The sequence below is a fragment of the Bradyrhizobium sp. NBAIM18 genome (assembly GCF_020193825.1).
Classification (GTDB): Bacteria; Pseudomonadota; Alphaproteobacteria; order Rhizobiales; family Xanthobacteraceae; genus Bradyrhizobium; species Bradyrhizobium yuanmingense.
Genome location: NZ_JADYVO010000003.1, coordinates 474,818 through 499,352, shown reverse-complemented (window position 1 = coordinate 499,352; position 24,535 = coordinate 474,818). Strand labels below are relative to the sequence as shown.

25 protein-coding genes are annotated in these 24,535 nt (G+C 62.7%); 9 read left to right on the top strand and 16 right to left on the bottom strand.

The window, feature by feature from the left end; genetic code table 11:
• Positions 1–78: 78 nt before the first annotated feature.
• Positions 79–1,770, bottom strand: coding sequence for a recombinase family protein (locus I6F17_RS09670; RefSeq protein ID WP_225125979.1), 1,692 nt, complete (start codon positions 1,768–1,770; stop codon positions 79–81).
• Positions 1,771–2,015: 245 nt separating this feature from the next.
• Between I6F17_RS09670 and I6F17_RS09665 the strand changes: the two genes are divergently transcribed.
• Positions 2,016–2,285 (top strand): hypothetical protein, encoded by a 270-nt coding sequence (locus I6F17_RS09665; RefSeq protein ID WP_225125981.1) that lies wholly within the window; start codon positions 2,016–2,018, stop codon positions 2,283–2,285.
• Here the strand turns inward: I6F17_RS09665 and I6F17_RS09660 are convergent.
• Positions 2,282–2,446, bottom strand: a complete 165-nt coding sequence (locus I6F17_RS09660) for a hypothetical protein (protein ID WP_225125991.1) — start codon at positions 2,444–2,446, stop codon at positions 2,282–2,284. The two genes, I6F17_RS09665 and I6F17_RS09660, sit on opposite strands and share 4 nt — an antisense overlap.
• A gap of 434 nt (positions 2,447–2,880) precedes the next feature.
• Here I6F17_RS09660 and I6F17_RS09655 point away from each other — a divergent pair, with 434 nt between their 5' ends.
• Complete coding sequence (locus I6F17_RS09655; protein WP_249782419.1) at positions 2,881–3,171, top strand: response regulator; 291 nt, start codon at positions 2,881–2,883, stop codon at positions 3,169–3,171.
• 26 nt (positions 3,172–3,197) lie between these two features.
• On the opposite strand, the gene I6F17_RS09650 is transcribed toward I6F17_RS09655, so the two are convergent.
• Together I6F17_RS09650 and I6F17_RS09645 are read right to left on the bottom strand one after the other, a co-directional pair.
• Complete coding sequence (locus I6F17_RS09650) at positions 3,198–3,494, bottom strand: hypothetical protein (RefSeq protein WP_225125993.1); 297 nt, start codon at positions 3,492–3,494, stop codon at positions 3,198–3,200.
• A gap of 116 nt (positions 3,495–3,610) precedes the next feature.
• Positions 3,611–4,537 (bottom strand): Ku protein, encoded by a 927-nt coding sequence (locus I6F17_RS09645; protein ID WP_225125995.1) that lies wholly within the window; start codon positions 4,535–4,537, stop codon positions 3,611–3,613.
• Between the two features lie 188 nt (positions 4,538–4,725).
• Here I6F17_RS09645 and I6F17_RS09640 point away from each other — a divergent pair, with 188 nt between their 5' ends.
• Positions 4,726–5,655: a 3'-5' exonuclease gene (locus I6F17_RS09640; RefSeq protein ID WP_225126008.1), complete on the top strand. Its 930-nt coding sequence runs from the start codon at positions 4,726–4,728 to the stop codon at positions 5,653–5,655.
• 131 nt (positions 5,656–5,786) lie between these two features.
• On the opposite strand, the gene I6F17_RS09635 is transcribed toward I6F17_RS09640, so the two are convergent.
• Positions 5,787–6,206 carry a hypothetical protein gene (locus I6F17_RS09635; protein WP_225126021.1) on the bottom strand — a complete coding sequence of 140 codons (420 nt, stop codon included), beginning with the start codon at positions 6,204–6,206 and terminating at the stop codon, positions 5,787–5,789.
• A 15-nt stretch (positions 6,207–6,221) separates the two neighbouring features.
• Complete coding sequence (locus tag I6F17_RS09630; protein WP_225126026.1) at positions 6,222–6,422, bottom strand: hypothetical protein; 201 nt, start codon at positions 6,420–6,422, stop codon at positions 6,222–6,224.
• Positions 6,423–7,241: 819 nt separating this feature from the next.
• Here I6F17_RS09630 and I6F17_RS09625 point away from each other — a divergent pair.
• Both I6F17_RS09625 and I6F17_RS09620 read left to right on the top strand, forming a co-directional pair.
• Entirely contained in the window at positions 7,242–10,169 is a 2,928-nt protein-coding gene (locus I6F17_RS09625) for a PAS domain-containing protein (protein WP_225126027.1), read from the top strand.
• A 489-nt stretch (positions 10,170–10,658) separates the two neighbouring features.
• Positions 10,659–11,387: a Crp/Fnr family transcriptional regulator gene (locus I6F17_RS09620; protein ID WP_225126033.1), complete on the top strand. Its 729-nt coding sequence runs from the start codon at positions 10,659–10,661 to the stop codon at positions 11,385–11,387.
• A gap of 802 nt (positions 11,388–12,189) precedes the next feature.
• On the opposite strand, the gene I6F17_RS09615 is transcribed toward I6F17_RS09620, so the two are convergent.
• The 9 genes from I6F17_RS09615 to ligD (I6F17_RS09575) form a co-directional block, all read right to left on the bottom strand.
• A complete protein-coding gene (locus tag I6F17_RS09615; RefSeq protein WP_225126044.1) occupies positions 12,190–12,861 on the bottom strand; it encodes a 50S ribosomal protein L11 methyltransferase in 672 nt (223 codons plus the stop codon).
• 274 nt (positions 12,862–13,135) lie between these two features.
• A complete protein-coding gene (locus tag I6F17_RS09610; protein WP_225126046.1) occupies positions 13,136–15,127 on the bottom strand; it encodes a protein-L-isoaspartate(D-aspartate) O-methyltransferase in 1,992 nt (663 codons plus the stop codon).
• A 93-nt stretch (positions 15,128–15,220) separates the two neighbouring features.
• Positions 15,221–15,388: a hypothetical protein gene (locus tag I6F17_RS09605; RefSeq protein WP_225126048.1), complete on the bottom strand. Its 168-nt coding sequence runs from the start codon at positions 15,386–15,388 to the stop codon at positions 15,221–15,223.
• 94 nt (positions 15,389–15,482) lie between these two features.
• Positions 15,483–15,950 (bottom strand): hypothetical protein, encoded by a 468-nt coding sequence (locus tag I6F17_RS09600; protein WP_225126049.1) that lies wholly within the window; start codon positions 15,948–15,950, stop codon positions 15,483–15,485.
• 245 nt (positions 15,951–16,195) lie between these two features.
• A complete protein-coding gene (locus I6F17_RS09595; RefSeq protein WP_225126051.1) occupies positions 16,196–16,381 on the bottom strand; it encodes a DUF3606 domain-containing protein in 186 nt (61 codons plus the stop codon).
• Positions 16,382–16,462: 81 nt separating this feature from the next.
• Complete coding sequence (locus I6F17_RS09590; protein WP_225126053.1) at positions 16,463–16,666, bottom strand: hypothetical protein; 204 nt, start codon at positions 16,664–16,666, stop codon at positions 16,463–16,465.
• Positions 16,663–16,833, bottom strand: a complete 171-nt coding sequence (locus tag I6F17_RS09585) for a hypothetical protein (RefSeq protein ID WP_225126055.1) — start codon at positions 16,831–16,833, stop codon at positions 16,663–16,665. Before I6F17_RS09585 ends, I6F17_RS09590 begins: the two co-directional genes overlap by 4 nt.
• Entirely contained in the window at positions 16,830–17,135 is a 306-nt protein-coding gene (locus I6F17_RS09580; RefSeq protein ID WP_225126057.1) for a hypothetical protein, read from the bottom strand. Before I6F17_RS09580 ends, I6F17_RS09585 begins: the two co-directional genes overlap by 4 nt.
• Positions 17,136–17,169: 34 nt before the next feature.
• Complete coding sequence (ligD, locus tag I6F17_RS09575) at positions 17,170–18,060, bottom strand: non-homologous end-joining DNA ligase (RefSeq protein WP_225126060.1); 891 nt, start codon at positions 18,058–18,060, stop codon at positions 17,170–17,172.
• Between the two features lie 535 nt (positions 18,061–18,595).
• Here ligD (I6F17_RS09575) and I6F17_RS09570 point away from each other — a divergent pair.
• The 3 genes from I6F17_RS09570 to ligD (I6F17_RS09560) are packed head-to-tail and all read left to right on the top strand — an operon-like array spanning position 18,596 to position 21,798.
• Positions 18,596–20,275, top strand: a complete 1,680-nt coding sequence (locus I6F17_RS09570; RefSeq protein WP_225126062.1) for a DNA polymerase/3'-5' exonuclease PolX — start codon at positions 18,596–18,598, stop codon at positions 20,273–20,275.
• On the top strand, positions 20,275–20,838 hold the full coding sequence (locus I6F17_RS09565; RefSeq protein WP_225126064.1) for an MOSC domain-containing protein: 564 nt from the start codon (positions 20,275–20,277) through the stop codon (positions 20,836–20,838). Before I6F17_RS09570 ends, I6F17_RS09565 begins: the two co-directional genes overlap by 1 nt.
• A 12-nt stretch (positions 20,839–20,850) precedes the next feature.
• Positions 20,851–21,798, top strand: a complete 948-nt coding sequence (ligD, locus tag I6F17_RS09560; RefSeq protein WP_225126075.1) for a non-homologous end-joining DNA ligase — start codon at positions 20,851–20,853, stop codon at positions 21,796–21,798.
• A 29-nt stretch (positions 21,799–21,827) separates the two neighbouring features.
• Here ligD (I6F17_RS09560) and I6F17_RS09555 read toward each other — a convergent pair whose 3' ends face one another.
• A complete protein-coding gene (locus I6F17_RS09555) occupies positions 21,828–22,652 on the bottom strand; it encodes a ribonuclease HII (protein ID WP_225126077.1) in 825 nt (274 codons plus the stop codon).
• A gap of 464 nt (positions 22,653–23,116) precedes the next feature.
• On the opposite strand from I6F17_RS09555, the gene I6F17_RS09550 reads away from it, so the two are divergent.
• Entirely contained in the window at positions 23,117–24,124 is a 1,008-nt protein-coding gene (locus tag I6F17_RS09550) for a helix-turn-helix domain-containing protein (protein ID WP_225126079.1), read from the top strand.
• The last annotated feature ends 411 nt before the right edge of the window (positions 24,125–24,535 follow it).

The following is a 24,535-nucleotide window of genomic DNA, read 5'->3' as shown; positions in this document are numbered from 1 at the left end:
CAAACGACGTCGACACCTCCTCGGAACTGTCCAAGATTGCGAAACTCAACGGTGACTTCCGAAGGAACTACGGCACTTTCATCGGAGCGATTTTGTATCTCCGCACTGTGAGCGCCGCGCGCCGAAGCCCTTGGCTCTGGGCTGGCGTGATTTCGATCGCTTTTTCGGCGGTGCTGAGCTGGCTGGGGCGGCACGGGTGGTCTTTGCCAGCGTTGCCTTGATGGCCCTGAACAATTCTCTCCTTTCTCGGTAAAGCTCGCCGCGATGGCGACGCAGGGAACCTGATGAGAGCCAAACGTAGCGTCCGGACTTCAACGAGGCAGGCAATAGCACATAGTCGTCGATCCTCTTGTTTGCCGCATCCAGCCGCATCACAGCGAGCAACCCCGATGGGATCTGCCTACGGTAGGCTTTCCATTGTGGCGCGCGATCCTCTCCGCGCCGCGCCAGACGTCGCGCGACGAGAAACGAAACCAGGCGTTTGCCTCCGACATCAAGGCCTATGCCGTCCAGAACGAGCTCCACCTGAAGACCAAGGTCGGTTCGCAGCGCCTCCGCGAGTTCGTCGGCATGCCTCGCTTGTTCTGCGGCCCAAAGCTCCCGGGTGTCGATCCAGTCGCAGTCGCGCGGCGGCACGTATCCGATCAGCGCATAGGCCTTTCGCAGCGAACCGAAGTGCTTCACGTACGAAGAGACGTGATTGAGGCCGAGAGTCGTGTTGATGATGCGCGAATTGAGCTTACCGCGCCGGCGGAGCGTGAGACGAAGGCGCAGCAGCATCTCATTTTCCGGAATCTCCACGCGGCGCTCGGCAAGCAGTTTTTGGGCGCGTGCGAAGATGCCGGGGTCCACAATTGGCTCGATCGCCGCAGCGCCCCGCACCCAGGCATGATCCGGATTCTTGACCAGCTTCTGCCCCAGGCGCCGTGAGGTGCGATTGTAGATGGTCTTGCCGATGTAGTTCTCGTTCGCGAGGATGGTGGGGATCATGCCGTCCGTCCAGGGGCGGCCGTTGTGATTGGCGATGCCCGCGTCGTTCAGTTGGCGCCTGATGTCGCTGTACGATTTCCGCCCGTTGACGAACTGGTCGAAAATAGTCCGGATCACGGCGGTCTCCTCGGCGGAGCCGGTCTGCAGTCGAACGCGATCCGATTGCAGAGCCTTGAACTGGCCCTTTCCGAGGAGGGCCTTGGGATGTTCGCTTTCGTCGACCATCAAGCGTCGAAGGCCGTAACCGACGGGAGCGCCCACCCGGTATCCGAGGCTCGCGACCCGACAGTGTCCCGCATGCACCTTGACCGAGAGTTCTCGGCTCCATTCGGCGGCCATGCCGCGCTTTAGGTTTTTGGCAATCCCTGAAACGAAGGTGCCGTCGTTCCTGAAGAGCTCCGCGCAGTATTCGACCTGGACGCCGCTCCGCTTGCACAGGAATTCGTAATAGGCACTCTCGTCGACGTCCTGGAAGCGGCCCCAGCGGCTGACGTCGTAGACGAGGATGTGATCGAAGTCGGCTTGGCCCGACTGAACGTCCTCGATCAGTTCGATGAGACCGGGCCGCCCCTTGATTCGGAGGCCGCTGCGGCCCTCGTCCGCATAGGTGCGGACGATGGTGAGACTGTTCGCGTCGGCATAGGCGGCGATGGCCGTCATCTGGTTTTTGATCGAGTAGCGCTGGAGTTCCCGCGACATCCGAACGTACTGCGCCGCCCGCCGCGCTCGGGTCCGCCTCGCCAAGCTTGTCCCTTTGGGAACAACGAGCCAGTTACCCATGCACCCCTCCTGCTACTTAGAGGTACTCTTGACCGCAAATACGCCCCCGCATGCCGAATAGCAAAGCCGGCCCAAAACTGCGGAGAGCTGGCTTCCTGGGGCGGCGCTGCGCCCAGGGCGTTCTGCACAGCGCTGCGGGAACACGGGGACAACCCAAGCTCTGCCGATCGCGAATCCCTGGCCCGTGCTAACCGCCCGGAACGAGCGGGCGGGCTGAAGGATTCGTCCCGGCAGGAGCGATCTCGATGCTGATGACGAACGAACGGCGGCCGGCGATCCGGACGCTACGCGGCTGGGCAATCGGCGTGCTGCAGGAGGCAGGCGCCATCCATGAATGCGAGGAGCACGGCTGGGCCAAGGACCGGGCAGACCCCCACGCCCGAGAGCGTGCCATCGATATCGCGCGGCATGAGCGGCCGCCTGGCGTCTCTCCGGAGGAAGCCCTGGCCGAGGTGCGCGATGTCCTGGATTCGATCGGTGAAACCTGCCCGGAGTGCCCGGCAGGCCCCGGTTAGTTCGGCTGCGCTGTCGCACTGCTCGGACGGCAACGGATGCGGGCGAGCTCGAGCCAAGCCTGCGCGAGCAGGAGCCAGCGCTGCCGCTCGGACCCCTCCGTCAGGACTGCCTCCTTCACTGCCTCTTCCGCACGGAGTTCGGGATCGAAGTCGTTGTCCATGATGCGGAATATCGTAGGCGGCCAAGGTTAACGGCAAGTGGCACCGGGTCCGTAGGAATGCGGGCTGCAGGTTTGCCGGCAACCTGGTGGTGGCCAGATCGCGAAACTCCGCCCGCCGCGCGTTGGAGCGGCATGCCTCGATACTTCTTCAACATCACTAACGGGCGGCCGCACGAAGACCCCCTCGGCGAGGAGCTCCCGCACGATCGTGCCGCTTGGCGCGAAGGGATGCGCAGAGCGTGCGAGATCGAAGATGTGCTGGCGCCAGGCGGCACCTGGGAACTTGAGGTGCGGAACGGGGAACGTCCAGTCTTTCGCGTCGAGGTCAGATCCGAGTGGTTGGGAGACACGGAAGCTTAGCGCCATGAGCGACCCGGTGAGCGTACTTCTGGTCGAAAGACGATCCTCTGGTCCGTGAGTTCGTCGTCGCAGCCTTGCGCGATGCCGGCTATCACGTGATCCACGCGAGCACGGGCGAGGAGGCGCTCGCCTGGTGCAAGCGCCGCGTCGCGGATGTGCTGGTCACGGACGTGCGGCTTCCCGGTGAGGTCGACGGTTGGCAGATCGCGGAGCGCTGCCGCGAAGATGACCCAGACCTGCCGGTCATCTACGCCACCGGTTATTCGCCGACACCGTCGCGCCCGGTGTCCGGCAGCCGCACCCTCCGGAAGCCTTTCCATCCGGACGAAATCGTCCGGATGGTGAAAGAGCTATCACACCAGTAGCAGATCGCCCGCCGCCGACTTCGCCGTCACTGCTGACCCGGCTTCTTGGCCGGCGGGCCGCTCTTGTTGCCAGGCAGCCCCTTGATGTTGGAGGTGTCCTGCTGCTGCACCGTCGGATTCTGCTGGTTGAGCGTCGAGCTGGAGCCGACCGTCTCTCCCGGTTTTGCGGCCGGACCATTCTTGTTGCCAGGCTGGCCGGCGATGCCCGCGCCCGAGTTCTGGGCGCTAGGCGCGGACGAGACATCAGGCTTCGTCGTCTGGGCAAATGCGGCCGGAGCCAACATCGCCGAGGCCAACACCAGAGCGCTCGCGATGGATCTCATTTTGAATCCTCCACTGTGAGTTTCGGAATCGCGGATTGCGATTGCTGGAGCCCGAACGTGCGGTCACGTCGTACGTTCCTAGCTGCCGCAAGTAGGTGAGGTCTCCGAGGGGCTCCTCAAGCCGACTTCCGACGCGCCCCTGATGCAGGCTTTTTTGCCGCTGCTTCCTTGGCCGTCTTCTCGCCGGCGATCGGCATCAGCATCTCCTTCTGGCCGGCGGACGCCTTTCTCGCCTTCTTGGCAGGCTTGCCCGCCGTCGTCGGCGCGGCTTCCTTGCCGACCGAGCGGCGAAGCGCCTCCATCAGGTCGACGACGTTGGTCGCCGCGGGCTTGGACTTTGGCGTGATCGGCGTGCCGGCCCGCTTCTGGTTGATGAGATCGATCAGCGCGGTTTCGTAATGGTCCTCGAACTTCTCCGGATCGAACCGCCCGGCCTTCTGGTTCACGATGTGCTTGGCGAGATCGAGCATGTCCTTAGTGACCTTCACGTCCTGGATCTCGTCGAAATAATCCTGCTCGCTGCGTACTTCGTAAGGGTAGCGCAACAGGGTGCCGACGAGGCCCTTGTCCATCGGCTCCAGCGCGATGATGTGCTCGCGGTTGGTCAGCACCACCCGCCCGATCGCGACCTTGTCCATCTCGCGGATGGTCTCGCGGATCACCGCGAAGGCGTCGTGGCCGACCTTGCCGTCGGGGCGGATGTAATAGGGGCGGATCAGATAGCGCGGGTCGATGTCCGACCTGTCGACGAACTCGTCGATCTCGATGGTGCGCGTGGACTCCAGCGCGATCTCCTCGAGCTCCTCCTTGGTGACCTCGATGAACTGGTCCTTCTCGAGCTGGTAGCCCTTGACGATGTCCTCGTTGGGCACCTCGTCGCCGGTGTCGGCGTCGACCTTAAGGTATTTGATGCGGTGGCCTGTCTGCCGGTTGAGCTGATTGAAGCTGATCTTCTCGCTCTCCGACGTCGCCGGGTATAGCGCCACTGGACACGTGACGAGCGAGAGTCTCAGAAACCCTTTCCAGTTGGCTCGGGGCGCCATGTACGCAGAACTCCGGTTCGGGGCGGCCTGGATTCAAGACGAACGGAGCCTGCCGGTTCCGACATGCTCCGGGCCGCCAACAGGAAAATTGGCCACCTGCCCGCAGCGCCCTCGGGCACGTCCGAAAACGTCGTGAATCGCTTGTTTTCCAGGTACCTCGTGGAGCTTTTGGCCGGTATTGTGGGCCCATGGACGCGCTAACCCAGCCCCTCAGAGACGGGCAAACTCTGAACCCGGCGGACCTAGCCGCAATGGCCGAGGCATTGAGCCTGTCGCCCGACTACCGCGTGCTTCGTCGTCTGGTCGCCCGGACTACGTACATCCCAACCATCGGCCAAGAGGTCAGGACCGGCATTCTGCTCGACACCGAGACGACGGGCCTCGATCACGCCAAGGACGAGATTATTGAACTCGGCATGGTCAAGTTCGACTACACGCAGGGCGGGCGGATCGTCGGCGTCAGAGACACGTTTTCCGCCTTCAACGAGCCGAGCGCGCCGATCTCCGCCGAAGTGACGGCACTCACCGGCATCACCAATGAAGACGTTGCCGGCCAAAAATTCGACGATGCCGCGGTCACGGCATTCGCCGAAAGCGCAGTCATAACGATCGCGCATAACAGCGCTTTCGACCGGCGGTTCGCGGAGCGCTACTGGCCCGTGTTCGAGCACAAGGCCTGGGGCTGCAGCATGAGCGAGATCGACTGGCGTAAACATGGCTTCGCGGGCTCGCAGCTCGGCTATCTGCTGAACGGCGCCGGCTACTTCCACCAGGCGCACCGGGCGGTCGACGACTGTCACGCTCTGCTGGAGGTGCTGGCATCCGAGCTTCCGACCACCGGTTCGACAGCGCTGGCGCTGTTGCTGGAGACCGCCCGCAAGCCGACGATGCGGGTCTGGGCGGAGCAGACCGCATTCGAGCTCAAGGACTCGCTGAAGCGGCGCGGCTATCGTTGGAACGACGGTAGCGACGGGCGCCCCAAGTCCTGGTTCAGGGACGTCGACGAGACCGCGCTCGACGACGAGATCGCGTTCCTCCGGACCGAGATCTACATGCAGGATGTCGAGCCAACCGTGCAGAGGCTGACCGCTTTCACTCGCTTCTCCGGACGGATCTGAGGCTCAAGCGGAGCACCGCCGCACAAGTGGTTTGCCCGATGGCAAGCGGTCTTTAATCGCGCTGTCATGGGCGCAAACAAGTTGCGGCGCTACGCTTGAGGGCTCAGCTTCGCTGGCGGACTTTTCTTCGACTAGGAGGCGTTTGCCCTGGCTCGTTCGCCGGCCTCGCGGCGGCGTTCTCGGCGTTCACGCCGCCGCTTCGCACGGCCGGCGGGCTGCCGCAGCGGACGAACCGGCGCTATCTCAGTTGCCGGCGGCGTAGCCTCGCGGACCGCAGCCGCCTGGACTGGCTCAGGCCGCGGCCGGGCTTCCATGAACCCGAGCACCTCCCGTCCCTTGGAAGTCAGCCTCCATCCCCCACTTGTGCGCTCAACTAAACCTTGAGACCAAATGTCGAGGTCCGGCACCCGCGACGCAAGACGCTTGGTCCGCTGGGCCCAATCTCGTCCGCTGGTCGCCAATATGGCCATGTCGCGCTTGAGGTCCTCCATCACAGCAAACCCATCGGGATATGCTACCAGGATCTTGAGGACTGTGACCTGGAAGTTCACGCCCGGCCCTCCGGATCAGCGCCACATCGTCGGGGCCTGCGAGAGGGCATCGCGACCGACTTGCTTAAGGCCCTCCCGAGAAACCTCGCCTCTGGTAGCCGCCTCCAGGATCTTCGAGGCCACGTGGGTACGTGCACCGATCTCGCGGTACGGGACTCTTTCGCATACTTCATCGAGGATCGCGCGCAAAAGCGCGGTGGTTGCCGTGTCGAACATGAGATGCCCCCAGGAGGGAAAGTCGCATCTTAGCTCACTTTTCCCGACTTGGATTCAGACATGTTAACGTTTTTGCGGCAAATGCTCCGGAATGAGGAGCGGAGTTACGGACGCGTCAAACGCGAGGCGATCGCTCGCGCCGTCGGCCCTGAAATCTCTGCATAACGACGTCTGCATTCTGACAAAATACAGACTCAGCGCGGATTAGGATCGACGAGGGCTGTTGACCCCGGCTGTGTAAAAACACGAAAGATCGAAACACGACTAGAATGAGGTCGACCTTTAAGACGGTCTTGAACGAGTAACTTCTTCTATCTCCCTCAAGCATCCTTCCGTTTCCACACAGCCAGGACCCACAGCCGAACGGCGAGCGCGGGGTGTTCGCACGCAACGCACGGCGATGGCCTTGCCTCCGATGCAGCGGGTGCTTTTCAAAACGCGCGAGGGACTAGAGCGTGAGCTCACAAAGCTCGACGACGGAACGGGGGAAGGCCGACACTGCCAACCTAAGTTAAGGCCACCCGACGGCAGCGCTGCTATGCCTGATTCACGTACTAGCCGGGGCGGTCACGTCTCGGCTGCGCGTGCTCCGTCACCAGCAGCATCCGTGACCCTTCCTTTACCGTCGCGACACCATGGAGGTGCTCCAACCCTGATGGTAACCCGTTCACTCGTTCGAGAAGCTCTTGGGGGCCGTAGTGCTGCCGCCCGCGAGTTGATCGCCGACCGCGTAGTCGGCATTGAGATCGACTTCGGCTGCCCGGCCAAGGCTGCGAGGGGAGCGGCCACGGGCCGATCTTGGGGCTTCAGTAAACTGCAATGACGAGCACTGCCGATTCCGGTCCCTTGGTGAAGGGGGTCGATGACGTCCTGATCACAGCCGAGCTGTCGAGTCGAGCATCCTCGATCCCAGACTACGAAGCCGAGAGCCGAGCGCTCGGGCTCCTGGCTCAGAAGATGGCCACCAATCCACGCGGCGTACTCCAGAAATGCGCCGAACTGGTCATGGAATTGTGCCATGCGGACTCAGCCGGCATCAGCATTCTGGAACCCGGCGGAACAGGCGGTATCCTCCGCTGGCATGCCGCAGCAGGCAGGTTTGCGCCGAACCTTCATCGCACCATGCCCCAGGAGGCGAGCCCCTGCGGGACGGTGATGGAACGCAACAGCATCCTTCTGTTCAACGAGGCCGAACGGTTCTTTCCGGCCCTTCGGGATGTTGAGCCGCAGATCTACGAGAACCTGCTCGCTCCTTGGCACGTGAAGGGAAAGGCGGTCGGCACCATATGGGCCATCAAGCACACGCCCGAGGGACGGTTCGACGCGGAGGATGCGCGCGTGCTGCAAAGCCTCGCCCGCTTCGCCGCAGCCGCGTTCCAGATGACCGCCGCCCTCGACGAGGCCACAGCCGAACGGAATGAATTAGAGCAGCGCACCAAAGCCCTGCACGCGAGCGAAGCTCGGCTCGCGGCAGCCATAGACCTCGTCGGTCTGTCGCCATACGCCTGGAACCCGACCACGGGAGCACTGGAATGGGATGTCCGGCTCAAGGCGATGTGGGGGCTGCCGCCCGACGCTCATGTTGACAAGGATGTGTTTCTGTCCGGCATCCATCCTGAGGATCGCCGGCGTGTGGAGACGGCTATCGCCGAATGCATCGATCCTGCTGGTTCTGGCCTCTACGCCATCGAATACCGCGTCATCGGGATCAGGGATGGGATCGAGCGCTGGGTCTTCTCCCGTGGCCGAACCGTATTCGAAAATGGTCAGCCGATAGGGTTTACCGGAGCTGTGCTCGACATAACGACACGCAAGTTGGCGGAGGAGGCTCTGCATCTGAGCGGGGAACGGCAGGCTTTCCTGCTGAAGCTCAGCGACGCGCTGCGCCCTTTGGCCAATCCTTTCGAGATCAAGAGCGAGGCAGCCCGCGTGCTCGGTCGTCATCTCGGGGCCGGCCGAGCGGCCTACGCCGATGTGGAGGCGGATGGCTCACACTTCAACGTCGATCGCGACTACACTGATGACGTATTGAGCTTCGCCGGCCGTCATCGGTTCGAAAGCTTTGGCCGCGCGCTCGTCACGGGTCTCCGGGCCGGCCGCACCGTCTCGGTGGCCGACGCGGAGCGCGACGGGCAGTTGGACGAGGCTGAGCGGGCGGCCTACGCCGCCGGCAAGGTCCGCGCCGCGGTCGCGGTCCCCCTGGTCAAGGGCGGACGGCTCTCGGCCGTCCTCTTCCTGCACTTCCCCGCGCCGCAGGAGTGGACCGCCCACCGTGTGGCGCTCGTCGAAGAGACGGCCGAACGCACTTGGGCCGCGGTGGAGCGCGCCCGCGCCGAAGCCTCGCTGCGCGAGAGTGAGGAGCGGTTCCGGCAATTCGCCGACGCGTCCGCGGCGGGTCTTTGGATCAGAGATGCGAACAGCTTGGAAATGGACTTCGCGAGCCCTGCTATCGGCTCGATCTACGGCGTCTTACCCGATGAGTCGCTTGGGAACGTAAAGCGGTGGGCGGCGCTGGTCGTGCCTGATGATCGAGATGAAGCGCTTACTCGTTTAGAGGCTGCGCGCGGAGGCCAGACAGTCATCCACGAATTTCGCATCCAGCGGCCGTCGGACGGTGCATTTCGGTGGATCAGGAACACCGACTTCCCGCTCGAGGATGCCGATGGGCGCGTTCAGCGGGTCGGCGGGATCGCCGAGGACATTACGGTCGCCAAGCTGGCCATAGAACACCAAGGCGTGCTTCTGGCGGAGCTTCAGCACCGGGTGCGCAACATCATGGCGGTGATCCGATCCATGGCACTGCGCACCGCAGACGGCGCTGCTGACGTCACGGACTATCGGTCATTGCTGGAGGGGCGCCTGTTGGCACTGGCGCGGGTGCAGTCCCTGTTAATCCGCGAGGCCAATGCCGGCGGTTCTCTTCGAGAGATCATCGCAAGCGAGGTCAGTGCACAGGCGCGTCGGGACGATCAGTTCGACCTGGACGGGCCTGAGATCAGGCTGTCGCCCAAGGCGGTTGAGGTGCTGACCTTGGCCTTCCATGAACTGGCGACCAACGCGCTTAAGTACGGCGCGTTCTCGGTCCAGGACGGCAGGGTACGCGTGTCGTGGAAGCCATTCGAGAAACGCGGACGCGCGTGGCTGGCGCTGGAATGGACGGAGACCGGCACTCCGCCACGCGAACCGTCCAAGCGTCGCGGGTTCGGCAGCGACCTCATCGAGGGCCGCATCCCCTATGAGCTTGGAGGAACGGGGAAGATTAATCTCGGCCTCGGCAGCGCGCACTGTCGAATGGAGTTTCCACTCAAAGAGGGAGAAAGCATTCTCGAGACGGATGCGCCGACGCCTGTGACCATTTTCGGAGGAACGCTCGATATGACAAATGCACCTGATCTGACCGGTCGAAAGGTCCTCGTCGTCGAGGATGACTACTACATCGCTGGCGACACGGCCGCGGCGCTCCGCGGAGCCGGCGCAGAGGTCCTCGGCCCTTGCCCAGACGAGGACGCTACGCTCGAACTTTTGGGTTCACAGATGCCTACTCATGCGGTGCTGGATCTGAACTTGGGCGGCGGCGGTCCGAAGTTCGCGGTCGCTCGCTTGCTGAAGGAACGCGGTGTGCCATTCGTCTTCCTAACCGGCTACGACCCCAATGTTATCCAAAATGAGCTGGCGGACGTCGTCCGACTGCAGAAGCCCATTCCCCAGCGGAAGATCGTGGAGGCTGTCGCGGATCTGAAGGCCTGACGTCCACACGTGGCCCATCGGCATAGTTGCGCCCGACAGTCGGCAGCCCGCTCGCGAAGGCATTGCGGACTAAACTATCACCCCCGCGAGGTCGCGCACCTCTGAAACTGGGAAAACTCCGACGCCGAAGCGCCGGAGCCTCCTGTGGCCTCGGTACTCCCGGCGTGCCAAGGATCATCCCGGAAACCACTAGCTTCTATCGCCGTGTGGCGCCCTGAACAATGCGTGTTCTGGGCTCACGTGTCATTGACGAATGTCAAGCGCTGGAGGTGCGAAGTCGAAATTCACGCGGACCGACCCCGGGCTAAAGTTATACTACGTTAGCTAAATACTGATCCATGATGCGTTTTTGGAACGATCCAATAACACCGCGTTGGTTCCGTATCGCGGGCAGACGAGTATTGGGCGCCGGCGCTGAGAGTTCACACTCCCGCCTACTAAGGCCGGAGTGTCAAAGACATTTCGGGCCGCCCCTTACAGGAAGATCCAATGTCAGCGAACCTAGCTTCTGCATTAATCACCAAACTGACTGTATCTAACCGTCTCGACAGTGATGACATACGTGCCATCCAGGCGCTTCGGATACGACAACACCGTCTCGGAGGCAGAGAGATAATCGTCTCTGATGGCGAACGACCTGAACATTGCTGCCTGATCGTGGAGGGGTTCGCTTTCCGTTCAAAGACAACGCTTGATGGTGAGCGACAGGTTCTTTCTATCCATATCCCCGGGGAGGTGCCTGATCTTCAAAGTCTACATCTCAAGGTGATGGATCATGACCTGATGACCGTCACGCCGTGCGTGCTAGGCTTTATCTCGCACGAAGACTTGAGACACCTGACCGGCGAGCGACCGAACCTTGCGGCAGCGCTTTGGCGCGAAACGTTGATTGATGGCTCCATATTCAGGGAGTGGATCGTCAACGTGGGAAGACGGGAGGCTCTGCCGCGAATGGCGCACTTGCTGATCGAGCTTTACAAAAGGCTCCAAACCATTGGGTACGCGCGGAATGGAGAGTTCGTCTTGCCAATTACTCAGGTCGATCTTGGGGATTGCCTTGGACTATCTGTCGTCCACACCAATCGTGTGCTTCAGCACCTCAGGAGAGAGCGCCTCTTGGAGGCAGACAGATCGGAGTTCCAAATACTCGACCACGATAAAATCGAAGCTCTCGCGGGATTTGATCCAACCTATCTTCATCTTGCTCCCGACAACTAGACCTTCCTTTGCGCTCCCACGTCAATTCGCAAGCAGACGCATTCTTCACGTACTACAACGAGAGACCAACTGAGCTTCCCGGAACTCAGAGCCGACTCGGCGTCCCTCAAGGTGCGAATGGCCTGCAGCCAAGCGGCCTCGTCGTCCGGCAAGTCCTGCGTGTCTGTGAAGTCCTCACCGGTCGAGATCGTAAAGGTGTAGAGGGGCATTGGCAGAAAACCGCCGGTCATTCGGCCGGTTCCTGTCGAGAGGATCGAATAAGCAGAAGGGGCGAGTCTATAAGGTCTCCTGTTGGCTCTAGCCGACTCCCCAGGCCTGCTGCGACGTCAACTTTGTAGAGGTGAGCTGACGAGGCAGTGCAGGCTATAGAGGCAGCCTACGGCGCTTCTGCTTACCTGGCTTGAATGCACTAGGCCGTCACGAAATCGAGGGAGTGTGACACCGAATCGGCCGGTCAGGTGGTACACAGCAGTGGTCACAAATCTCGCAGCCGGGCGTTCTAGGAATCCTTGATTTTCGGCGGATTTGGCGCGTCGGCTTCGACCCTATTGGACCGGCTCGGATCGAGGTTCGTCACACGGTTCATGTCGAATTTTTCGACGCTTCAATTTCGAGAACCCCAACTACACCAGCCTGAGCGACGAGGCTCATGCCGGCTGGATCCGGCTGCAGACCGAAAGCCGTCAAACGGTTCTGACGGAAACCCCTGTTCTGGAGGCGGGCCCTGTAGAGGGCTGCAGCATCCGGCTTAGTGTCGCGCGCCTGAATTCGTCGCGACCACGACTAACGCCGCGCAACCCAATTACAGACAATCCGGCGAGATGGTCCAAACCGCCGTATGCTTGATCTCGGCGTCTTCTAGGTCGCGGGTCACCGGTACGCGATAGTCGGCGAGACGGACAAGTTTTGCCTTCGGAAGGAAAGAGCGCCCGGGATCGCCGATTAAGATGGTTGCGCCGGCGCGCGCGTGGTCGGCCAGAAATGCGAAGGCACGCGCCGCGGTGTCCCGTTCATAGAAAATGTCGCCCGCGAGGATGGTGTGCCATCGGTCGTTTAGTTGAGTGTCGAGCAAGTCCCCGCACGAAGTGAGGTGAACCTGGTTGACCTCCGCATTGAGTTCGGCCGCCGCGATCGCGAAGGCGTCGATGTCGGACACGGTCACCCCCACCGCGCCGGCCTTCATCGCCGCGATGCCAACGAGTCCGGAGCCAGAAGCGATGTCGAGAACGCGCCGGTCCCGTACTGTATCGGGATGATCGAGCACATAACGCGCCAAGGCTTGGCCGCCTGCCCAGGCAAAGGCCCAAAAGGGCGGGGGGAGGCCGGCCTCGTTCAGCTCATTCTCGGTCTGCTGCCAGAGCGGCAGCGATTCATGGGCGAGGAAGACCGTGATTTCGGGCACCAGCGGTACCGATCGCAGCCGGGTGTTGGCGCGGATGAAGGATTGCGGGTCGGCAATTGTCGTGGCTGTCAAGGCGGGCCGTCGCTGTCTCGGTCCCCTGATGACTAGCACAACCGTCTCGCACCGCGAAGGCGGTCGCAGTCCGTTCCTGTTCGGACATCGCATCTCCTACCACTTGTCCCTTCTAGTGTCAGACCAAATGCTGGACCATGGCGGGGGCGACGCCGAGCATGCTGGCAGCCTCGAGATCAGCGAACATCAAGGAAGTCGGACGTAGGTTTAGGGTGCGCTATGTCCTCCAGCGCGCGGTGCGTAACGGTCGCGCGGGCGTTCGGCGAAGCGGCCTTCACAGCCCGAATGGATAGGTGTCCGGGACGCTGGTAGGGCGATGTTCCATTTCCAAGGGGCAGACGGGGTGCGTTTCGTCGAACCACACGAAGGCGTCGAACTGCTGAGGCAGCGAGCATTCCGCGTAATGGCTTTGCAGTTCGGTGTTTGGACGGTAGATGACGCCGATGAAGCGTTCGAGGCGCGGCTCGAGCAGGCGACGCCGGAGACCTTCGTCCCGACGGAATTCCAGCAGGCCGCTCGCCGCACCTGCGTCATGGAAGAGACGTTCATAGCTATCCGGCCGAGAAGGCCGCACCGGCATCACTTCCATTTCGGCGTCCCAATCCGACGCGGCAGCGACGGTGCCGGTGTGCGTACCGAATCCGATTAAGGATGCTGCTTCCGCGAACTTCTGCCGGCAAAGTTGACCGATGTTGAGTTCGTCACGAACGGCGCCCATCTCGGTATAGCGGGCGTCTCCGATGTGCGAGTTGTGGGCCCAGACCACGGCCTTGGATCGAGGGCCTTGCGCGTCAAGAATATGGCCCAAGGTCTCGAACATGTGCGTGTCGCGCAGATTCCAGGATTCGGCGCCGCCATAGTACATGATGCGATAGTAGCGCTCGGCCGCGGCGATCAGCCGGGCGTTCTGGGCGGCGTCTAGGAAGCCGTCCGGATCGTTCGCGGCGTAGTCCAGTTCCTTCTTCAGGATATCTTGGCACTGTCGAAGGATCTCCGCCTCGCATTTCCGATAGCCTTCGGTCAGGACGGCGCGGCCGTAGGTCGAAGGCTCTCGCTGCCAAGGGGTCAGGCATCCGTAGCGTTCGCGGGCTACCGCCGCGGCGTCGGGATCCACCTCGTTGAGGTAGGCGAGAACGGCTCCGATCGAACCCCGCATATTGTAGATGTCGAGGCCATAGAATCCCGCCCGCTCGCTTGCGGGCTTCGCGTCATTATGGTTGCGCATCCATTGGACGAAAGCGGCGACATCTTTATTGCGCCACATCCAGGTCGGGAAGCGCTCGAAGGGCCTCTCGCGCGCGCCGCGGGACGTTCGGTGACGAACATACCGGTCGACGGCGGCGGCGTCGGGCCAATCCGCTTCGACCGCGACGATCTTGAAGCCATGCTTCTCGATCAGGTGGCGCGTGATCGCGGCGCGAGCCTGGTAGAACTCCGACGTGCCGTGACTGGCTTCGCCCAGCAGAACGACGCGAGACTGCGCGAAGCGATCCAGAAGGGCTCCGAAGGTGGGATCGCCGAAGTCCGGCAAGGGTTCGATGGCGGCGCCGATCATTTCCGGCAGCGAGCGGAAGCGCGTGCGCCCGGGGACGTGATTGCTGGCGGAGCGCGTGCCGTCCTCGGCCCATCCGTGCTCTCCGATCAGGGGCACGAAGCGGACGGCGCCGAAGGTTTCCTCGGCATATTGCGTCTCGCTCAGGCGCGTGACCCGCAGCAGCGACTGTTCGCCTTCGAGATCGCCGACCGGCATGACGAGGCGCCCGCCGACGGCTAGTTGCGCCTTGAGCACATCCGGTACGGTCGGGCCGCCGGCGGCGACCAGAATGGCGTCGAACGGGGCTTCTTGCGGCAGGCCGCGGGTGCCGTCACCGGTGTGAACGATGCAGTTATCGTATCCTAGCGCCGCGAGACGCTTTGCGGCGATCCTCGCCAGATGCCCATGTCGCTCGACGGTGTGAACCGTTCCAGCGAGCCGCGAGGCGACCGCCGCGGCATAACCCGAACCGGTGCCGACCTCGAGCACCTTGTCTGCCGGCTTCAGCTCGGCCGCCTCGCTCATCAACGCGACGATATAAGGCTGCGAGATGGTCTGCGCGTTCGCGATCGGCAACGCACAATCCTCATACGCGAATTCCTCGAAGCCGGATTCGACGAACCGCTCGCGTGGGACCTCTGCCATGGCATCCAGAACGCGTCGATCGCGAATGCCGCGGCCGGCAAGTTGCACCTCGACCATGCGATTGCGAAGTTGGACGGATTCGGCCATCGCAGCACCTCCTTCGAAGTTCTGGTGCGAGAAGCCAATCGGGAGAGGCCAGTCCGGTTCCTTTCGATGCGCCGAGTGCCCGCCAAGTCGTGGCTAAGCCGCCGGTTCGGGCTTGCCTGCGGGCGACGGACCGGGGACTCGGGCAATCTCCTGCCACGCCAGCGCGAACATGATCCAGCGTTGCCGTTCGGCTCCATCGGCCTCCGCAGCGAGCTTCATCGCCGCGACCGCCTCGCGCTCGGGGTCATACTCGATGTCCATCGGCGAATATATAGACGCCGATGGTAAACGATCACGGAGCGATCGGACCGTAGGAATCCGGGGATCCGATCAGAGCGGATCCCGCTTCGGACCACTACTTGCTGCGAAGTGACAGGCTGATGCGCGTGACGATGTCGTCCCAGTCGTGCTCCTCGCTGGCGGGGTAGTTGATCAGCACGCAATGAACCAGCCGGCCGGCGAAGTTGCAGCGGTTGTACCAGACCTTGTCCCCCTTGTAGCTAGAAACCGCGAAGAAGCGAGGCGTCACTCGCTTGTACTGAATGCGCGGCGGCGGATGCTTTTTGGCGAGGAACGCAGCCGGCGAATCGTTCGCAACATTGGGGGCGGACTGTATCGTGATGTCGGCGCGGCCGTCGGCGGTCCGGAAGCGCTGACCGTAGCCATCCAGTCGACCCGCCTCCTCGGTGAAGATCGAGGACGGGAAGTCGACCGATGTGCCGGTCTGGGCGATGCTGTAGGTCGTCCACCTGACCGGTTGCGCCGAGACGGCCGATGCTAAGGCAGCGCATGCAAACGCCATCGCCCATGCCGTCGCTTTCATCGAAATCTCCTCCCGACCTTTCCCAGCGCTTTGCTGAATGTCTTGGCGTGGGAAAAGCTGAACGACGGAGTACGTTCCAAGAAGTCCGTCGGTCGAAGAGCTACCGCCTTCCTCGCGTTGCCCAGACCGCTCTCGAAGACGAGATCGCGTTCCTGCGGACCCAGATCTACATGCAGGACGTCGAGAGCCAGCCGTGCAGAGACTGACCGCATTCACACGGTTCTCCGGCCGGATTTGAGGGAAGCCTAGCGGCCGAGACGTTTCTCGACGCGCTTGCGGCTGTTGCCGACCTTCATGACGGCCTTCTTCACCGCCGATGCGGAGCGGCCGGTCTTCTTCGCTTCGTAGCGGACTTCGTAGTCCTGCCCCTCGGCGACGCGAGCCCGGTCCTGCTCGCGTCCACGCGCGGTCTTCTTCTTCGCTGCCGCCACGGGCTCCTCCTCTTGCGAATGTTTGATGAGGTGCAACGCCGCAAGGAATCGCGAGTTCCGGGCCGGCTTCGCTGGGACGCTTCAGTGACCGCAAGGATGGCTCGGAACGATGGGCGCCCACCCGTCAAGCAAAAGGCCGTCCCAGGAAATGATGCCTTCATCCCATTTCGACGCGTGCTCGCGGTACATCGAAGCCCACTGAGGGCTCCATTCGATGATCTGGTCGTTGAGACCATCGTGAACGCGGCACGGCATATCGGGATCGAACGTGTCCATCGAGTTCATGCCGGATGTCCGGTATCGACGTCCTTCGGCGTCTTCTTCTCGCGCTGCGGCGTCATCTTCGCCGAGCTTTCCTTGCCGGGCACGCCGCAGGGACCGAGCTCTTCGCGCTGGACGTCATCCTCGGGGCGTTCGGGCTGCACGCCATTCATCGGCTTCTCGGGGCTCATTCCATCCGCGCCTTGTCTTTCAGATCGCGGATCCGGATGTCGGCTTCTTCCTTCGAAGTCACGATCTCCGATTCGTCCGGCACGCGCGCGATTGCACTGAGCCTCTTGAGCTCGTCGAGTTGTCCTACAGTGGGTTTTTCCATCTTCGAATCCTTGAGGGCCTGCACGACAGCTTCGTCGTCGAGCACATCGAGCAGCTTGTTTATGGTTTGCTCGCAATCTCTGGGGCCGGGCTCGACATGCCGGGCCAAGATGCCTTGTGCGTCCTCCAAGGCCTTCGCAACTCGCCTTTCCGGATCCATGCCGGTACTCCACATACTCCGCAGGAAAACGCGGCTATGATCGGCGCGTTCCTTTGCTCAGCCCCTTGAACGAGCTGGCCCGCAGCAGACCTTCGGAGGTGATGTCGCGGTACTCAATGTCGGCATAGAACTTGGGTTCGACCCAAGTGGCCTTCGGCTTTCTGATGGCCTTGGTCAGCTTTTGCTTCGGGCTTACCACGGTGTCGAGCGCCTTGCGGATCTGCGCTGAGGTGGTTCGGCTCCATCCGGTCCCGACCTTTCCCATGTAGACCAGATCCTTGCCTTCCTTCTTGCCCAGATAGAGCGCGGCCACGCCCGATGGGTCCTTGATGAAGCCGACCACGGGAAACTTGCCCTTCTGAACGACCTTGATCTTCTGCCAGGCCTCCACCCGGTCCGATCGGTATGGTGCATCCACCCGCTTGGAGACGATGCCTTCGTAATTCAGCTTGCTGGCTGCCGCGAACAGTGCCTGGCCGTCCCCTTCGTGGTGCTCGCTATAGAGGACGGGCTCCTTGAAGTCGCGCTGCTCAATCAGATCCTTGAGCAGCCTCTTCCGCTCAATCTGCGGCTCCTTGCGCAGATCTCTGCCGTCCAGCCAAAGCAGATCGAAAGCGAAGTAGACCAGTCGATCCTGATCGCCTCTGCCGAGGTCTGCCTGCAGCTCGGAGAAGTTCGTGCGCCCATCAAGGATGACGACAACCTCGCCGTCGACGATCGCCTGTCCTTCGATCTCGAAGGCGGCCGCAATCCTAGAGAACTTGCTGATCCAGTTGTAGCCGTTGCGGGTGTAGGCCCGCCGGTCGTCACCGTCGATCCGGAGCTGGATCCGGTAGCCGTCGTATTTGACTTCGTGAATCCATTGGGATCCCGAAGGTGCCTTGATCTTCAGGGTCGCCAACTGGGGTTGGATGAACCCCGGCATTGTAGGGACCTCGGTCTTTTCGGCCCGAGGCGCCTTTGTACGCTTTGCCACGCTACTCAACTCACAAAAAACCCGCCGCTGGGTTGGGGCCGACGGCGGGCAGTCTACCTACCTCAATCAACGAGTCTCGCAACTTCGAAGGCGGCGAGGAGTTCCGGGGACCGCACTCTTCGCGCATTTGCGCCGGGCCGCGACGGGCGATCCAGTCTTCGCCGAGCCCATCGAACTCCCACCGAGAACCGGCGTTTACTGACATCATGTCAGACGCATTCGATTACTTCCGCGCCTATGCCCTCCGCGCTCTCTGCAAAGCCAGATCCATGCCGCGGGGCAGGATGAAACATCTGCAACTGGTGGCCGGCCGGATCTACAATCTCCTCAAGAAGGAGGCTGCCTACGGTCCCAATGTTCAGCACCTTGAGGACTTTCGCGCAGCTCAGAAGCTCGAGGCCTCTCTCGATCGCCGGCCAAGTGACCGCTCTGGCGGACGCCCTGCTCCGGCGGCGCTGCAAAGCTCGCATAGGGAGGCCGGCTGATGCCTTCGCTCGACGCGCGCGGAGTGGCAAGTCTTCTGCGAGAGTACGCGCAGCGCACCGCCTTGCGAGGCGGCAATCCCTACCGGGCGAAAGCCTACTCTCGGGCGGCCGACAGCCTGGCGGCCCTAGCGGTTCCTCTGGACGTTCTCATCGCCGAAGATCGACTTACTGAGATCCCGGGCGTTGGAGATGCTATTGCCGACATCATCACCAAGGTTCACAAGACGGGCAGTCATCCCAGCCTCGAAAAGCTACGGAAGGAGATTCCTGGGGGCGTGCTCGAGATGCTCGCTGTACCCGGCCTTCGTCCGGAGAAAGTGCTGCGCCTGTACAAAGATCTCGGCATCGCCTCGCTGTCGGAGTTGGAGGCCGCCGCCAAGGAAGACCGCATCAAGAAGGCGAAAGGACTCGGCACCGCGCTGCAGACCAAGATCCTGCAGAACCTCGCGATCGCCAAAAGCGGAGAAGGCCGCCTCCACCTGCACCGCGCCGCCGCGCTGCTCGCGCATGCGAAGGACTCGATTCGCAAGTCCCGTCCCGAACTCAAGCGGGTGACGATCGCCGGCGATTTCCGCCGCGGCTGCGAACTCGTCGGTGATCTCGCGATCGTTGCGGAGGCTGCCAAGCAGGACAAGTCATCGCAGCCATCGGCCGACGGGCTGCAAATTCGAGTGTCCGACCGCAAGCACTTCGGCGCCGCCCTTCTCTTCGCCACCGGCTCCGCCGGCCACATCGAGCAGCTCCAAGCCTTGGCGGCCGAGAAGGGGCTGCGGTTGGACGCCGACGGCTTGCACAGGGGCCGCACGCCGATCGTCGGCGAGGAGGCCGAGATCTACCGCGCCCTCGGTCTGCCCTTCATCGACCCTGAGCTCCGGGAGGGGCGCGGCGAGATCGAGGCGGCTCTGAAAGGCAAGCTCCCTAAGCTCGTCACCGACCAGGACCTGCGCGGCATCCTTCACTGCCACACCGATGCCTCCGACGGCACCGAGACCCTGGAGACCATGGCTAAGGCCACGCGCCAGCGGGGCTTGGAGTATTTTGGCGTGGCGGACCATTCCAAGTCTGCCCACTATGCCGGCGGTCTCTCCGTTGAGGAGATCGCGCAGCAGCACCGGGAAGCCGATCGACTGAACAAGCGCTTCGGCAAGGACTTCCGGATCCTCAAGGGTATCGAGTCCGACATCCTGGCGGACGGGTCGCTCGACTATGACGACGACGTTCTGGAGCGCTTCGATTTCGTGGTCGCCAGCATTCATGGGCGCTTCAAGCTGGATCGCAAGGCGCAGACGCAGCGCCTGCTTCGGGCCATCTCCGATCCTCACACCACCATCATCGGCCACATGACAGGGCGGCAGCTTCAGCGGCGGCCCGGTTACGAGATTGACGTTGAGAAGGTGCTGCGGGCGTGCGCCAAGCACGACGTTGTGGTCGAGATTAACGCCCACCCATGGCGGCTCGACCTGGACTGGCGCTGGCACCAGGCGGCCCTCGACTTCGGTTGTATGCTGAGCATCAATCCCGACGCGCACTCGATCCCAGAACTCGACCACATGCACTGGGGCGTTCAGATGGCCCGCAAGGGCGGTGTCCCTGCCGACCGGGTCCTGAACGCGATGACGCTCCCGGAGATCACGCGCTATCTGCGTCAGAAGCGGCGCTCGTTCGCCCGCGCCGCCTGATGTCGCAGGGGCACGATCTGGCGCTCGCGGGCAGGGTCGTGGCGGTCGCCGCCGATCGCGGGCACCACTTCAGCAAACCAACTCAGGAGCGCATAATCCTGGTGCAAGGCCACGGCGTGGAAGGCGACGCCCACGCCGGCCCTTTCGTCCGGCACCGCTATTTGGCACGCCGCCGGCCCCGCCTGCCCAATCTCCGGCAAGTCCACTTGATCCCGTCCGAACTCTTCCCGTCCCTCCTAGAAGCTGGCTTCGAGGTTGGCGCAGGCGACCTCGGCGAGAACGTCACCACCGCCGGATTGGACCTCGAACGGATGCCACTCGGGACCTTGATCGAGCTCGGGCCGTCCGCGGTCGTCGAGCTGACGGGCCTCCGGACGCCCTGCGTCCTCATCGACCGCTTCCGAGCCGGCCTCAAGCGACAGGTGCTCTCGTCGGCGGAAACGGGCCCTGCGTTCAAATCCGGGGTGCTGGGCGTAGTCCGGGCCGGGGGACCGGTTGTGGCCGGCGACAGCGCGCGGGTTCGCCTTCCATCCTCCTCGTTTCGGCCTTTGCCGGCCCTATAGTGAGCCCCTGCCATGGCCCGACAATCGACCTTGCCTCTTAGCCTGCAGCCCATGCTGGCCACGTTGACCGATGCGCCGTTCGACGATCCCGATTGGGTTTTTGAGGACAAATTCGATGGTTTCCGCATGGTTGCGGAAATCCGGCGTGGTCGGGTCGCGCTCTACAGCCGTAACGGGAAGATCATCAGCCACTCCTATATCGAGGTCGCGAAAGCGCTAGAGGGCGTGAAGGCGGACGCCGTGATCGATGGCGAGCTCGTCGCGATCGGCAAAGACGGCGTCTCCCATTTCCAACTGCTTCAGAACGCCCTGCGCCATGAAGCCAAGCTCTTGTACTGCGCGTTCGACCTCATGTTCGCGGACGGTGAGGATCTGCGCGCGCTGCCGCTTCTCGAGCGCAAGAAGCGGCTAAAGAGCATCCTGCCGCGCCACAAGCTGATTGCGTTCAGCAAGCACCGCAAAGGCAAGGGGACGAAGTTCTTCGCAGTAGCGGAGCGAAGGCATCTCGAAGGCATCATGGCCAAGCGCGCCGACAGCCCGTACGCGTCCGGACGCCGGACCGCCGACTGGCTGAAGGTGAAAACGGCGCAGCGGCAGGAGGTGGTGATCGCCGGGTTCACCGCGCCCAGGCGAACCCGGCCCTTCTTCGGCGCCCTTGTGCTGGCGGTACGCGAAGGCGAAGCCTGGCGGTACATCGGCCACGTCGGCACCGGCTTCAGCCACCAGGTTCTCGGAGAGCTTCACGGCAAGCTCCTGAAGCTCAAGACGCCCAAGTCGCCCTTTCCCGCCAAGGTAAAGGATGAGCAGGTCACGACGTGGGTCCGTCCTTCACTGGTCGCAGAGGTGAAGTTCGCGGAGTGGACCAGCAAGGGAGAGCTGCGCCAGCCGGTCTATCTCGGCCTGCGGTCCGACAAAAAGGCCAAGGATGTCGTTCGCGAAAAGAGTTCGTCGCGAAGATAGCGCCGCCGAGAAGAGACGTCCGCGCCCGGTCAACCGGCCGCGCGCTCGGCTGCTGAAGGCCACGGCGGCAGGGGCGGCAACCCGAGAGCCTTGCGTACAGGTCCAAACGATCGCCTGTGAGCTGCGCATGCGCCGAGCCTGGCGAGAGCTTCGTAATGAGCTGGCACCGGGTAGCCCTTGTGATCCGCTAAGCCGTAGCCGGGGTGACGGACGTCGAGCGTCCGCATGACCCTGTCGCGCTCGACTTTCGCAAGGATAGACGCAGCAGCGATGCTCGCGGACTTGGCGTCGCCCTTGATGATGGCCTGCTGAGGGATATCGACCTCCTTCAATCGCTTCGCGTCGATCAGCAAGTGCTGCGGCGTCAATCCCAGTCCCCTGACCGCGCGCTGCATGGCCTGAATGCCTGCCCAATAGATATTGATCACGTCGATCTCCTCGACCTCGACGAACGCCACGCACCAACTCTCAGCCTTTGCCTTGATCTCCTTTGCGAGTTCCTCGCGTGCCGCGGCGTCGAGCTTCTTCGAGTCGTCGACCCCGACGATCCGCGTGCCGGGTTTCAGAATCACCGCACCCGCGGACACTGGCCCCGCAAGAGGACTCATTCCGGCCTCGTCCACGCCTGCCACGGCATGAAGGCCGCTTGCCCAGAGAGAGGTCTCGAAGCGGAGCATCTTGCGGAGGCGCTGCCCTTCGGACCTGTTTTCGAAGCGCCGCTTATCGATCGAGGCCAGGATGGCACGTGCTCCCGCGCGGCCGTCAGCTCGCAGGATCTGCTCGACGCTGGCCTCGAGTGGTCGTTTCTCGACGACATAGCGCCGACGCAATACATCGAGCGAATATTGGGACATTGCGGCCTTGGCTGGGACTGACTGTGGGAGCGTGTCGGAGAACTTTGTGGCGATTGTCTGAAGTTGAGCCAGGCCGTCTCCATCGACTGTGCAGCGTTAGCCGAAGGAAGCGGCGGCCTCGCTTTGGCGCCGCCGGAATTTAATCAATTGAGCGCCCCCCGTCCTGGATCAGCCTGCACCCGCTGAAAGCCGATGCTGCGACCAACGGGCTTATTGCCAACATAGGTTAATCCCCCTAAGGTCTACCCCGCCAGCAAGAACAACGAATACGTGTCGCAGGGAAATTCCCTGCGAGGAGATGCTCATGCCGCCGGCAGACGCCGCACCGTAGCGCTTCGGCGAGGGGCCAGGCTTGGACTGCTGCCCCACCTCCAGAACGGAGACTTCGAGACTTCAGGACGAGCGAACTCGCCGTGCGCGGGATCGCCACGACACGACGCGACCTATCGTTAGGGAGAGGCGAGGTGGGACGGGCCTGGACGACGCAAGACGATGTTCGGTTGCGCACCGAGCGCTTCAACAGCATCGAAAATCTGAAGAACCCGATCGGCAACTCCCAGATCGAAATCGTCCAACTCGGGCGGGGAAGGCTTTCCGGCGAGATCCTGCACGGTCGGATAGAGGACATCGCGTTCAGTCGCGGACAGTTCTCCCTCGGCGTACGCGCCACCGGCGTATTCAGCCCGGACAAGGTCGTTGTGGGGACCCTTCTCTCCTGCTCCGGAGGATCTCGCAGTCTAGGCGACGCCGTCTTTCCGGGAGACGTCCTCATGCATCCGCCCGGAGCCGAGCATGATAGGCTCTACGAAGGCGCTGCACGGTTCGCAGGCGTGATGTGCGACCCCGCTGAGATTTCGGACTTGTTCGCGGCCGAGGAGCAGGTCTCGGATCCGGAGTTCTGGACCAAACGCAGGCACTTCCGCTTCACCGATCGCCGCACTGGCGCGCTCGGCGCGTTATTGGCGCTGCTCGCGGGCCGGCTGCAACATGGCGGCATCCCTCAAGGGGCGGCCGCGGAATATTGGAAGCGCTCGGTCCTTGACGCCTTTATCGGTCCCGTCGCGATGGAGCCGGGGGCCGGCAGGGAGCGCCCCGTCCCGTCGTCGACGAGGATCGTGCACGACGTCGAAAGATACCTCCAGAAAAACGGCAATCGGGCCGTCCACGTCTCCGAGATCTGCGAGAAGCTCAAACTCAAGCGACGAACCCTGTATCGCGCCTTCGACGAGGCCCTCGGGATCGGACCGATCGAATTTCTGAGGGCAAAGCGGCTGTCCATGGTCCATCTGCGCCTGCGACAAGCAAGTCCCGGGGAGACCGGCGTCCTCGATGCCGCGACCGAACTCGGCTTCCTGGAATTCGGTCGATTTGCGCAGCAGTATCGGGCGCTCTTCGGTGAATATCCTCGCGAGACGCTTCACCGAAACGCTCGCAAGAAGCTGTCCGATCGAAAAACGTCCTCTCATCCCTGACGATTTGGCACGATTCGCATAACGCCGCGGTCGTGTCCGAGTCTAAGCTGCTCACGCGTACCTTGGCTAACTATGCTCGCTAGAAGAGTTTTTTTCGGCGCGGGCGAGCCCGGAGGGAATTGGAAGCATGCGTGACATTGTTTGCGGCGCTGTCCTTCGTTCAGTCTCAATCCCACTCTTCACAATATCCCTGGCCGTCTCATCGCTAGATCAGGCAGCGGCGGCTCCCATGCCGCCGCCAACGGCCTTCCATACTTCAGATCTAACTTCTCATGCCATCGAGGTGCGAGCCGCCGCACGGGGAGGGCGTGCGGTCGTCGGCCCTAGGGGCGGGGCGGTCGTACATCGAGGCGGCGCCGTCGTCGGCCCGCGGGGGTCGGCCTATCGCGGTCGAACGGTCGCCGTCGGACC

Bases quoted from the DNA above. Each gene is read 5' to 3' on its own strand.
- ligD (WP_225126060.1), bottom strand. From the start codon at position 18,060: ATGCCGGGGTTCATCCAACCCCAGTTGGCGACCCTGAAGATCAAGGCA.
- I6F17_RS09670 (WP_225125979.1), bottom strand. From the start codon at position 1,770: ATGGGTAACTGGCTCGTTGTTCCCAAAGGGACAAGCTTGGCGAGGCGG.
- I6F17_RS09585 (WP_225126055.1), bottom strand. From the start codon at position 16,833: ATGAGCCCCGAGAAGCCGATGAATGGCGTGCAGCCCGAACGCCCCGAG.
- I6F17_RS09620 (WP_225126033.1), top strand. From the start codon at position 10,659: ATGTCAGCGAACCTAGCTTCTGCATTAATCACCAAACTGACTGTATCT.
- I6F17_RS09590 (WP_225126053.1), bottom strand. From the start codon at position 16,666: ATGAACTCGATGGACACGTTCGATCCCGATATGCCGTGCCGCGTTCAC.
- I6F17_RS09665 (WP_225125981.1), top strand. From the start codon at position 2,016: ATGCTGATGACGAACGAACGGCGGCCGGCGATCCGGACGCTACGCGGC.
- I6F17_RS09660 (WP_225125991.1), bottom strand. From the start codon at position 2,446: ATGGACAACGACTTCGATCCCGAACTCCGTGCGGAAGAGGCAGTGAAG.
- I6F17_RS09610 (WP_225126046.1), bottom strand. From the start codon at position 15,127: ATGGCCGAATCCGTCCAACTTCGCAATCGCATGGTCGAGGTGCAACTT.
- ligD (WP_225126075.1), top strand. From the start codon at position 20,851: ATGGCCCGACAATCGACCTTGCCTCTTAGCCTGCAGCCCATGCTGGCC.
- I6F17_RS09625 (WP_225126027.1), top strand. From the start codon at position 7,242: ATGACGAGCACTGCCGATTCCGGTCCCTTGGTGAAGGGGGTCGATGAC.
- I6F17_RS09605 (WP_225126048.1), bottom strand. From the start codon at position 15,388: ATGGACATCGAGTATGACCCCGAGCGCGAGGCGGTCGCGGCGATGAAG.
- I6F17_RS09640 (WP_225126008.1), top strand. From the start codon at position 4,726: ATGGACGCGCTAACCCAGCCCCTCAGAGACGGGCAAACTCTGAACCCG.
- I6F17_RS09650 (WP_225125993.1), bottom strand. From the start codon at position 3,494: ATGAGATCCATCGCGAGCGCTCTGGTGTTGGCCTCGGCGATGTTGGCT.
- I6F17_RS09630 (WP_225126026.1), bottom strand. From the start codon at position 6,422: ATGTTCGACACGGCAACCACCGCGCTTTTGCGCGCGATCCTCGATGAA.
- I6F17_RS09645 (WP_225125995.1), bottom strand. From the start codon at position 4,537: ATGGCGCCCCGAGCCAACTGGAAAGGGTTTCTGAGACTCTCGCTCGTC.
- I6F17_RS09600 (WP_225126049.1), bottom strand. From the start codon at position 15,950: ATGAAAGCGACGGCATGGGCGATGGCGTTTGCATGCGCTGCCTTAGCA.
- I6F17_RS09555 (WP_225126077.1), bottom strand. From the start codon at position 22,652: ATGTCCCAATATTCGCTCGATGTATTGCGTCGGCGCTATGTCGTCGAG.
- I6F17_RS09580 (WP_225126057.1), bottom strand. From the start codon at position 17,135: ATGGATCCGGAAAGGCGAGTTGCGAAGGCCTTGGAGGACGCACAAGGC.
- I6F17_RS09565 (WP_225126064.1), top strand. From the start codon at position 20,275: ATGTCGCAGGGGCACGATCTGGCGCTCGCGGGCAGGGTCGTGGCGGTC.
- I6F17_RS09570 (WP_225126062.1), top strand. From the start codon at position 18,596: ATGCCTTCGCTCGACGCGCGCGGAGTGGCAAGTCTTCTGCGAGAGTAC.